This is a genomic window from Myxococcus llanfairpwllgwyngyllgogerychwyrndrobwllllantysiliogogogochensis, assembly GCF_006636215.1.
Classification (GTDB): domain Bacteria; phylum Myxococcota; class Myxococcia; order Myxococcales; family Myxococcaceae; genus Myxococcus; species Myxococcus llanfairpwllgwyngyllgogerychwyrndrobwllllantysiliogogogochensis.
On sequence record NZ_VIFM01000378.1, the window covers coordinates 1 to 8,816 of the forward strand.

Annotated in this window: 10 protein-coding genes; 2 read left to right on the forward strand and 8 right to left on the reverse strand. The window is 68.1% G+C overall.

The window, feature by feature from the left end:
• The 3 genes from hemA to FJV41_RS45865 form a co-directional block, all read right to left on the reverse strand.
• A partial coding sequence (gene hemA / locus FJV41_RS45855) for a glutamyl-tRNA reductase (protein WP_141648955.1) occupies positions 1-681 on the reverse strand: 681 nt, incomplete at its 3' end.
• Between the two features lie 2 nt (positions 682-683).
• On the reverse strand, positions 684-1,499 hold the full coding sequence (locus tag FJV41_RS45860) for a cytochrome C assembly family protein (protein WP_141648956.1): 816 nt from the start codon (positions 1,497-1,499) through the stop codon (positions 684-686).
• Between the two features lie 33 nt (positions 1,500-1,532).
• Complete coding sequence (locus FJV41_RS45865) at positions 1,533-1,913, reverse strand: hypothetical protein (RefSeq protein WP_141648957.1); 381 nt, start codon at positions 1,911-1,913, stop codon at positions 1,533-1,535.
• 184 nt (positions 1,914-2,097) lie between these two features.
• On the opposite strand from FJV41_RS45865, the gene trxA reads away from it, so the two are divergent.
• Both trxA and FJV41_RS45875 read left to right on the forward strand, forming a co-directional pair.
• Positions 2,098-2,427 (forward strand): thioredoxin, encoded by a 330-nt coding sequence (gene trxA, locus FJV41_RS45870; RefSeq protein WP_141648958.1) that lies wholly within the window; start codon positions 2,098-2,100, stop codon positions 2,425-2,427.
• 565 nt (positions 2,428-2,992) lie between these two features.
• Positions 2,993-3,313 carry a hypothetical protein gene (locus tag FJV41_RS45875; protein WP_141648959.1) on the forward strand — a complete coding sequence of 107 codons (321 nt, stop codon included), beginning with the start codon at positions 2,993-2,995 and terminating at the stop codon, positions 3,311-3,313.
• 118 nt (positions 3,314-3,431) lie between these two features.
• On the opposite strand, the gene FJV41_RS45880 is transcribed toward FJV41_RS45875, so the two are convergent.
• From FJV41_RS45880 to mreC, 5 genes are all read right to left on the reverse strand, one after another.
• Entirely contained in the window at positions 3,432-4,106 is a 675-nt protein-coding gene (locus FJV41_RS45880) for a PilZ domain-containing protein (protein WP_141648960.1), read from the reverse strand.
• A 145-nt stretch (positions 4,107-4,251) separates the two neighbouring features.
• Positions 4,252-5,403, reverse strand: coding sequence for a rod shape-determining protein RodA (rodA, locus tag FJV41_RS45885; protein WP_141648961.1), 1,152 nt, complete (start codon positions 5,401-5,403; stop codon positions 4,252-4,254).
• Positions 5,387-7,429, reverse strand: a complete 2,043-nt coding sequence (gene mrdA, locus FJV41_RS45890) for a penicillin-binding protein 2 (protein ID WP_141648962.1) — start codon at positions 7,427-7,429, stop codon at positions 5,387-5,389. Before mrdA ends, rodA begins: the two co-directional genes overlap by 17 nt.
• Positions 7,426-7,926: a hypothetical protein gene (locus FJV41_RS45895; RefSeq protein WP_141648963.1), complete on the reverse strand. Its 501-nt coding sequence runs from the start codon at positions 7,924-7,926 to the stop codon at positions 7,426-7,428. The genes mrdA and FJV41_RS45895 overlap by 4 nt, the downstream gene beginning before the upstream one ends.
• The gene (gene mreC / locus FJV41_RS45900) at positions 7,923-8,783 is read right to left on the reverse strand and encodes a rod shape-determining protein MreC (protein WP_141648964.1); all 861 of its coding nucleotides are present in this window, start codon (positions 8,781-8,783) and stop codon (positions 7,923-7,925) included. The genes FJV41_RS45895 and mreC overlap by 4 nt, the downstream gene beginning before the upstream one ends.
• Positions 8,784-8,816: the final 33 nt, after the last annotated feature.

Genomic DNA, 8,816 nt, shown 5'->3' on the forward strand with positions numbered 1-8,816 from the left:
GCGCATGACCTCGCCGCCGAAGCGCGTCGCGAGCTTCTCGCCGCGCTCCAGCGTGCGGTTGGCGATCGCCAGGCCCTTGGGGTTCTTGGCCGCGAAATGGGTGGCGGCGAGTTCGATCATCTCGCCCGCGCCCACGAAGAGGATGCGGATCTCGGTCAGGTCTTCGAACAGCTGCCCGGCCAGGCGCACGGCGGCGGCGGCCATGCTGATGCTGTGGGCGCCGATCTCGGTGCTGGTGCGCACTTCCTTGGCGACGGCGAAGCTGCGCTGGAAGAGCTGGTTGAGCGTGGTACCCAAAGCGCCGGCCGTCTCGGCCGCGCGCACCGCGTCCTTCACCTGCCCGAGAATCTGCGCCTCGCCCAGCACCATGGAGTCCAGGCTGGAGGCCACGCGGAACAGGTGGATGAGGGCCGCCTCGCCGCGGTGCTCGTACAGGTGCTCCAACGCCTCTTCACCGCCGAGCGCCTGGAGCTCCATCACCGCGCGCTCCCGAGCCACCAGCCCGTCCGGCGCGGACAGATACACCTCCACGCGGTTGCAGGTGGACACCCAGAGCACCTCCACCGGCGACTGGGCCAGCCGCTGGAGCACCTCCACCTGACGCGTCTCGGACAGGGCCAACCGCTCGCGCACCACCAGGGGCGCCGTACGGTGGGACAGGCCAATGCAGACGAGCTCCATACTCAGGGAATCCTCAGGGCGGCCGCCGTGCTCGTCGTCACGTCGTACGAAGTGAGGAACGACACCAGCACCAGACAGAACCCCGCCATGGTCAGCAACGCCACCCGGCGCCCCCTCCAGCCCGCGAAGATGCGCGCGTTGACGAGCGCGGCGAAGACGGCCCACGCCACCACCGTGGCAATCGACTTGCCGTCCCACTGCCAGCCCACCGTCGTGGCGACGAAGAACGCCCCCGTGGCCAGGGTGATGGACAGCGCGATGAAGCCCCACACCACCAAACGCCGATTGAGGGTGTCCAGGAACTCCAGCGACGGCAGCCGGGAGAAGAGCAGGCCGAAGCGCTTGGCGCGCACCTGCCGCTCCATCAACAGGTACATGACGCCCACGCCCGCGGCCACCGCGAACGCCGCCAGCCCCAGCAACGCCAGGGTGATGTGCAGCGGAAGCAGCGGCTGTCGCACCCCCGGCGGAAGCGGCGACTGCCCTCCGTGCATCAAGAGCCCGGGTATCAGCACCGTCACCGCCAGCGGGGTGAGGAACGCGCCGATGACGGGGCGGCGGTAGCGCACATCCAACGCCAGGAAGATGGCCAGCAACAGGAAGGCCAGCGTGGAGAAGCCCTGGGCCATCCCCACGGGGCGGCCGGACTGGGCCCCCAGCAGTTCGAACAGGGCCACCCCGTGCAGCACGAGCCCCCCACCCACCAGTACGCGCCCGGCCATGGCCAGCGCGTCCGACTGGCGGACCAGGTAGGCCAGATAGGCCACGGCGGCGATGCCGTAGGCGTGGCAGGCGAGCGATACGAGCGTGTGGCTCATGGATTCAGGCCATAACCGTGACAGACGAGCGAATCAGCCCATCTTGTTGAGAAGGAACGCCGCCAACAGGTCGGTCTCCGAATCGGGTTTCTTGCCCGCCGCCTCCGGCTTCGGCGCCCCGGAGGGCACCTCCGTCACATACCCTGGAACGACCTCGTAGGCGGACTCCCCCACCAGCACCGAGTCGGCCATCTGCTCGGCCCCCAGGCGGGAGAGCTGCTCCTCGGTCTTCACCTTGGCCACCAGACCGTGGGTGTCCTCGCCCGACACGAGTTGCAGGAAATGCACGGCGGGAGAGACGGCGAAGGCGGTGCCGCCCTCGGCCATGACCACCAGCCGGCCATCCCGCACGTCCGCTTTGTCGGCCAGTGCCCACTCCTCGAGCTGGGACTGGGGCAGAAAGAGCTTCGTCACGCCCGCCAGCCTACACCAGCGCCGGGCTTCTATGGGGAGCCGTTCGGAATGACGGGTGAAACCCCCGCTTGTCCACCGCATCATTTCTGGCAGATCGGCTGACGGTCCGCCGATTCTTGCAGGCTCCCGGGGCACGTACTAGACGACGCGCCGTGCAGGCCGGAGAGGGCCCGAAGGAGACACCATGGCAGGCGACAACGTGAAGGCGGTCGGAGATGGCGACTTCAAGCAGCTGGTGCTGGACTCCCAGGAGCCCGTGCTGGTGGATTTCTGGGCGACCTGGTGCGCGCCGTGCCGCGCCATCGCCCCGTCCATCGACGCGCTCGCCACCCAGTATGGCGGTCAGGTGAAGTTCACCAAGATGAACATCGACGACAACCAGCAAACGCCGCAGGACTACGGCATCCGGTCCATCCCCACGCTGCTGCTCTTCAAGGGCGGCAAGGTCGTGGAGCAGATTGTCGGCGCCGTCCCCAAGGCGCGCATCGAAGACGCCATCAAGAAGGCGCTGTAGGCCGCTTCGCCGGGCCTGTGCGCACGTGAGGACCTCGAGTCCCACGTCGCGCCTCGCCCGGCCTTGTTGTCACCCCAAGGGCACTGTCGCCCTCTCGCGCTGTCCGGTCGTGGGATGAGTTCCAGCGTCCCCCCGAGCGCCTCTGGCCGGCGTGATGCCCGCCCCGTTCGTTCCACGGACTGACTCCACGAAGCATGGCTTGTCAGCGGATCCTTCTCGCGAGCCCGGAACCGTTGGAGCAGCGGCTTTGCCCTGCCGCGGCACTGACTCAATCCAACCCAACACCCGAATCGACTCGCGCGACGTTGTCGTGACGAGCCTTCAGCGATTTCTCAGACTCCGCGTCATTTTCACCCCTGCGGACAAATACAGCGCGGATACCGAATGCTCGTCCGCCACGCCTGCGGGAAACACGTATCCCTTTGCAGTCTTGTCATCAATTTTCCGCGCGGGTTTTGCGAGTCAGACGAGACCCCTCCCTGGTTGTATTGACAGCGTTGACATCCACCGCCAAATAGGCGCATTGGAAGCCTTGTTTGTTTTGACTGTTTTCACGGGAGTTTTCATGGCACGACCACGTAAGGAGTTGTCGAAGGTCCCCCTGACCCCCGCATTGGTGAATTGGGCGGAAGCGCTTGGCGATGCGATTGGCCGAGGCGTCCTCCGGGCGATGAACCAGGGCATTCCCACGGGTGGCAACAGCAACGGCATGGCGGCAAGCCGTCGCCGCGGCCGTCCGCCCAAGGCTCTTGCGGGCAACATGGTGGCATCAGACCGGCGCTGCACCATGCCGGACTGCACGCGGGAGCAGCGCTCGAAGGGACTGTGTTCAGCGCATTACCAGGCGGAGCGGCGACGCCTGCTGGCGGGTGGCAAGCCCGCCTGAGACAGGCGGTTCGCGGTGGCGCCCACGGCCCTGGGCGAGCCGCTCCTCAATCCGTGTCTCCAGCAAATCCCCCCCACCCTTCCATGGCTGGCCGACCCTCGGAGTGGGGTGTCAGGCGTTATTTGGCCTGCCAGGGGTCCGCTTCGGTGCTCGTCGCCTTGAGCAGCTCCCACGCCGAAAGGACATCCACCACGCGCTCCAGTTCGTTGGGCAGCGAACGCGCCCGCTGGGAGTGCAGGTAGTCTTCCGCGAAGGCTCGCAGCCGGGCCCCCACGAAGAGCCGCGCCAGGGCGACCTCCGTCTGTCCACTGAAGTCGAGGAAGCGGATGCCGAAGCCGCTGCGTCCCTCGGGGCCGTCCTCACGCTCCTCCCGGACGATTTCCGCCCGCGCCCGCACCGGCGAGGCGCCTGGCTCCAGCGAGAAGCTCACGCCCAGCACCGTGCCCATGGGCAGGTAGAAGGTGCTCTCCAGGAAGGCCCCGCTGACGCTGACGTTGATGGAGGCCAGGCTCGCCGCGAATCTCCGCCCGCCTTCCGCGTCATCCACCCAGACCTCGAAACGCGTCGTCAGCTGAGCCCGAGGAAACTCCCGGTGCTCCGGCTCCCCCTGGTTGCGCTCGATGAGGGGCGAGAACGTCGGCAGCGACGCCGCCGGTTTTCGGACCTCGTCCTTCACCACGACGGGGGCCCGCGCCACGGGCGCTGGCGCCGGGGGCTTCACGTCCCTCGCCGCCACGGGAATCTCCGCCACGCGGACACTCCCACTCACCTTCTGCCCGACCTTCCTCTGCATGCCTGACCTCCACCGGCCCGAGAGGGACTCGCCCTCCCCCCGGAATTGGTGGGGTGATTCATACACCACCCGCGAGCAGCCGCCGAGCGCTCCTCGCCGTCCTTCGCTTCGGAGCACCGGTTCGAGCGTCGCGGCTCGCGACGTCTCAGAACATGTGACGCCGCATGCTGATGTTCACCAACAAGCCAATGCTGAGCATCACGGACATCATGGAAGACCCGCCATAACTCATCAGCGGCAGGGTAATTCCCGTCACGGGGAGCAGGCCGATGACCATGCCGATGTTCTCGAACACCTGCCAGAAGAGCATGGCGACGACGCCCACGGCCACGAAGGCGCCGAACCTGTCCCGGGCGTTGAACCCCACACCCAGGCCGAAGATGAAGATGGCGCCGTAGAGGACGAGCAGGAGCGTGCACAGCACGAAGCCGTGCTCCTCCGCCCAGACGGAGAAGATGAAGTCGGTGTGCTGCTCGGGCAGGAAGCGCAGGCCCGTCTGGGTGCCCTCGCGCCAGCCCTTGCCGGACACACCGCCGCTGCCCACCGCGATTTTCGACTGGGCCGCGTGGTACCCGCTGCCGCGCAGGTCCGCCTCCGGGTCCAACCAGCCGGAGATGCGCTGACTCTGGTGCTTCTTCAGGTGGTGCCGGACGATGGTGGGCCTGGGCTCCGGCACGTCGCGCACGTAGTCGTTCCAGATGACGATGGCGCCCGCGAGGATGGCCGCGACGAGCGTGGCCACCAGGTACCAGCGCACCTTGCCGAAGAGGATGACGGTGAGCGAGGACAGGCCAATCATCAGCGCGGTGCCCAGGTCCGGCTGGACGAGCACGAGGACGAAGGGCACGCCCACGACGAGGACCGGCTTCCACAGACGGACCAGTCCGTAGGACGGCTCATTGGGGCGGAAGTCGTCGTGGTAGACCTTGGCCAGCATCAGCACGACGCCAATCTTCATGAACTCCGCGGGCTGGAGGCGGAACGGGCCGATGACGAACCAGCTCTCCGCGCCCTTGGCCGTGTGGCCGATGAAGCGCAGCGCGATGAGCGCCAGGATGTTGGCGACGTAGATGGGCATCGCCATGCGCTGAATCCAGCGGTAGTCGACCAGACACACCACCAGCACGGCGACGACGCCCAGCCCCAGATAGAGCGCCTGGCTGGACCACACCGGCGCGAGCGGAGGACGCGACGCCGAGGCGAGGTTCCAGATGCCCAGGAGCGACACGCCCAGCACGCAGATGATGAGGCCCCAGGGAACGTGGGGCACCATCCGCCGCTCAATCCGGAGTTGCATGGGTGTCCTCCAAGGCCTCTTCGTCGCCCGGCAGCAGCTTCGGGGGCTTCACCCCGCGCGTCAGGGCCGCCTCGTCCGGAGACGGCGCGCGCAGCACCGAGGGGGTGTAGGGCTGATTGGGACGCGGAGGCGGCGCCGAGGCGTCCAGCTTCTTCAGGTCCAGGTACTTCTGGATGACGGCCATCGCCGTCGGCGCGGCATCCACGCCACCGTGGCCACCATGCTCGTTGAGCACGACGACGGCGATCTCCGGCTTGTCCGCCGGGGCGAAGCCCGCGAACCAGGCATGGTCTCTCTCGAAGTAGCTCATCTGGTGCGTCCTGAGGCGGATGGCGCCCAGGCGCGCCACCTGGGCGGTGCCCGTCTTCGCCGCGACGAGGACGTCCAAGTCGCGCATGCCCTTGAGGCGTGAGCGGTAGGAGGTGCCGCCCGGCTCGTGGGCCACCTTCACCAGGCCCTCGATGACGGACTTCAGGTGCGCCGGGGGAATTTCCACCCGACGGACGACCTCCGGCTTGAACTCCTGGACCACCTGCCCGTCCAGGTTCTCCAGCCGCTGGACCATCTGCGGCTTGTAGAGCGTGCCGCCATTGGCGATGGCCGCGTACATCAGCGCGAGTTGGAGCGGCGTGACGTTGTTGTCGCCCTGGCCGATGGCGCTGTTGAGCGCCATGCCCTTGGTGTAGCCGCCCGGCGAGGCTTTGTCGTGGTACGCGCTGGTCGGCATGATGCCCGGCACTTCCGCCACCACGTTGATGCCGGTGGGGCTGCCCAGGCCCAGCGACTTGCCCATCTCTCCAATCGGGTCCAGGCCGATGGTGTCCGCCACCTTGTAGAACCACGTGTCACACGAGCTCTTCATCGCGTCCAGGCCGTTGACCGGACCGTGGCCTCGGTCCAGGTGGCAGCGCCAGGTGCGCGCGCCCAGGCGGTAACCACCCGGGCAGTTCACCACCGTCTCCGGACGGAAGGCGCCGGACTTGAACGCCGCGAGCGCGGTGACGACCTTGAACGTGGAGCCCGGGCTGTAGTGCTCCGCGGCCACGCGGTTGACCATGGGCTCCAGCGGGTCTCTGGACAGCTGCGCCATCTGCGTGGGCGTCACGCGACCCGTCAGGAGGTTGGGGTCGAAGCCGGGCCGCGACACCAGCGCGCGGATGAAGCCCGTGTGCACGTCGATGGCGACGACAGCGCCCGTCACGCCAGGGAAGGCGCGCTCGGCCTCTTCCTGCAGGCGCATGTCGATGGACAGGACCACGTTGCTGCCCGCCTGGGGCTGCACCACGGCGTTGTCGCCCAGCTTGACGTTGAGCTCTTCAATCTTCTGGCCGCGCGCGTTGACCACTTCCTTGCGCACGCCGTCCCGGCCGCGCAGGCGCTGCTCGAAGTAGCGCTCCAGGCCGCGACGACCGATGTAATCCCCCAGCGCGTAGCGCGAGCCGTCGCCGTTGAGGCGCTCCAGCTCCTCCTGGGTGATTTCGTTCATGTAGCCCAGCACGTGCGACAGCACCGTGTTGGTCCGGTAGTGGCGGTGCGGCACGGGGGCCACTTCCACGCCGTCCAGGATATCGCGGCGGGCGGCCAGCCGGTCGTACTCGTCCCGCGTCAGGTCCACGCGCACCGGCACGGGCTGGAAGGGCGCGTTGCGCCGGCCCTGCCGCACCAGGTCCTCCACCTTCTTCGCCTGGTCGGCGTCCCACTGGAGCAGCTCCGCCAGCCGGGGGATGACCTGCTCGGAGCAGTCGGTGCAGAAGGCGGGTGTGACGACGGCGTCGAAGGACGGGCGGCTGTCGACGAGGATGGTGCCGCGCGCGTCCTTGATGACGCCGCGGTCGGCGCGCAGGCGCACCTCCTTGACGAAGTTGGCCACGCTCTTGGCGGAGTACTCCTCGCCCCGGGTGATTTGCAGCCGGTAGAGCTGGATGGACAACACGCCCAGCAACACCGTCATGGCCAGGCCCAGCCACAGGAAGCGCCGGCGCAGCTCGCGGCCCGGCGTCGTGTTGCCCAGCGTCGGAGGCGTCACCTCAGCAACCCCGCCGGACGGTCCTGCGCCGCCTCGAAGCGCCGCAGCAACGGGAAGAGCGCCAGGGCCGCGGCTCCGGTGAGCGCCACCTGCACGGGCAGCCCCGCCAGCACCGGCCCCGTGCCACCGTCCTTCACCGTCAGCCAGGTGAAGAAGGTCGCCAGAAGGCCGTGCCCCACGTCCGCGCCCATCGCGAACAGCGCGAAGGACAGGCCGCCTCGCACGTCCACGAAGGTCGACACGAGCCGCCCCACCAGGAAGGTGAAGACGGCGAGGAAGGTGAACAGCCCCGTGGGCTGGCCACTCATCAAGTCCAACAGGTAGCCCACCGCGAACGCGGAGAAGGCGCCTTCCAGCAGCGTGGCGCGCAGGGCGAGGAACGCCACCAGCACCACGGTGACGTCGATGCGGCCCAGCACCAGGCCCGCCTGCTTGACGACCACGGACTCCAACGTGAGCAGCGCCAGCGCGATGCCCACCGTCACCAGGAACTTCATTTCGACGCACCCTCCGCCGCGCTGCCCTGCGCCATCGCGCTGTAGGGACTGCCCACCACCAACACCTCTTCCAGCTTGCTGGTGTCCACCGCCGGCACGATGTCCCCACCCTGGAACATGCCGTGTTCCTTCTTCTCTAGATGGGTCACCCGGCCCACCACCAGCCCCGGTGGGTAGATGCCATCCGTGCCCGAGGTGATGATGAGGTCTCCGTCGTCCACGTCCTCGGTGCGCAGCATGTTCTCCAGCTTCAAAGGTCCGCTGCCAGCACCCGACGCCGTGCCCCGCGCCCTGGAGCGCTGCACCCGCACCGCCACCCGGCTCTGGGAGTCCGTCACCAGCGCCACGTCCGAATAGCTCCCCGTGGCCCGGATGACCTGTCCCACGATTCCATCCGGCGTCACCACCGACATGCCCCGGAAGACGCCCTCCTTCTCCCCCGCGCTGATGCGCACCGACAAGAGCTTGGCCACCGGATTGACGCCCACCACCCGCGCCGGAATCTCCGGCCCCGCCGCGGCCTCCGCGTAGCCCAACAGCTTGCGCAACCGCTCGTTCTCCGTGCGCGACTCTCCCAACGCCTGGACCGAGGCCCGGAGCTGGAGGTTCTCCAACCGCAGGGCGTCATTCTCCTGCCGCACCCCGCGCAAATCCAGGTAGTGCCGCACCGCCGACACCGAACCCTCGATGGAGGCCGTGAGCACCTGCTGGACGGGCGACGTCACCGCGATGACCGCCCGGTCGATGGGGTTGGGGTCCCTGCCCTTTCGCCCGCTCAGCAGGAAGGCGACCAGCGGGTAGAGCAGCAGGACGCCGACCATGAGGGGGCGCCGATATCGCTTGAGGAGCGACAGCACAGAGGGGAATTCCGGGGTGGGAGGGAAGTGCGG

Bases quoted from the DNA above. Each gene is read 5' to 3' on its own strand.
- trxA (WP_141648958.1), top strand. From the start codon at position 2,098: ATGGCAGGCGACAACGTGAAGGCGGTCGGAGATGGCGACTTCAAGCAG.
- FJV41_RS45895 (WP_141648963.1), bottom strand. From the start codon at position 7,926: ATGAAGTTCCTGGTGACGGTGGGCATCGCGCTGGCGCTGCTCACGTTG.
- FJV41_RS45875 (WP_141648959.1), top strand. From the start codon at position 2,993: ATGGCACGACCACGTAAGGAGTTGTCGAAGGTCCCCCTGACCCCCGCA.
- FJV41_RS45880 (WP_141648960.1), bottom strand. From the start codon at position 4,106: ATGCAGAGGAAGGTCGGGCAGAAGGTGAGTGGGAGTGTCCGCGTGGCG.
- rodA (WP_141648961.1), bottom strand. From the start codon at position 5,403: ATGCAACTCCGGATTGAGCGGCGGATGGTGCCCCACGTTCCCTGGGGC.
- FJV41_RS45860 (WP_141648956.1), bottom strand. From the start codon at position 1,499: ATGAGCCACACGCTCGTATCGCTCGCCTGCCACGCCTACGGCATCGCC.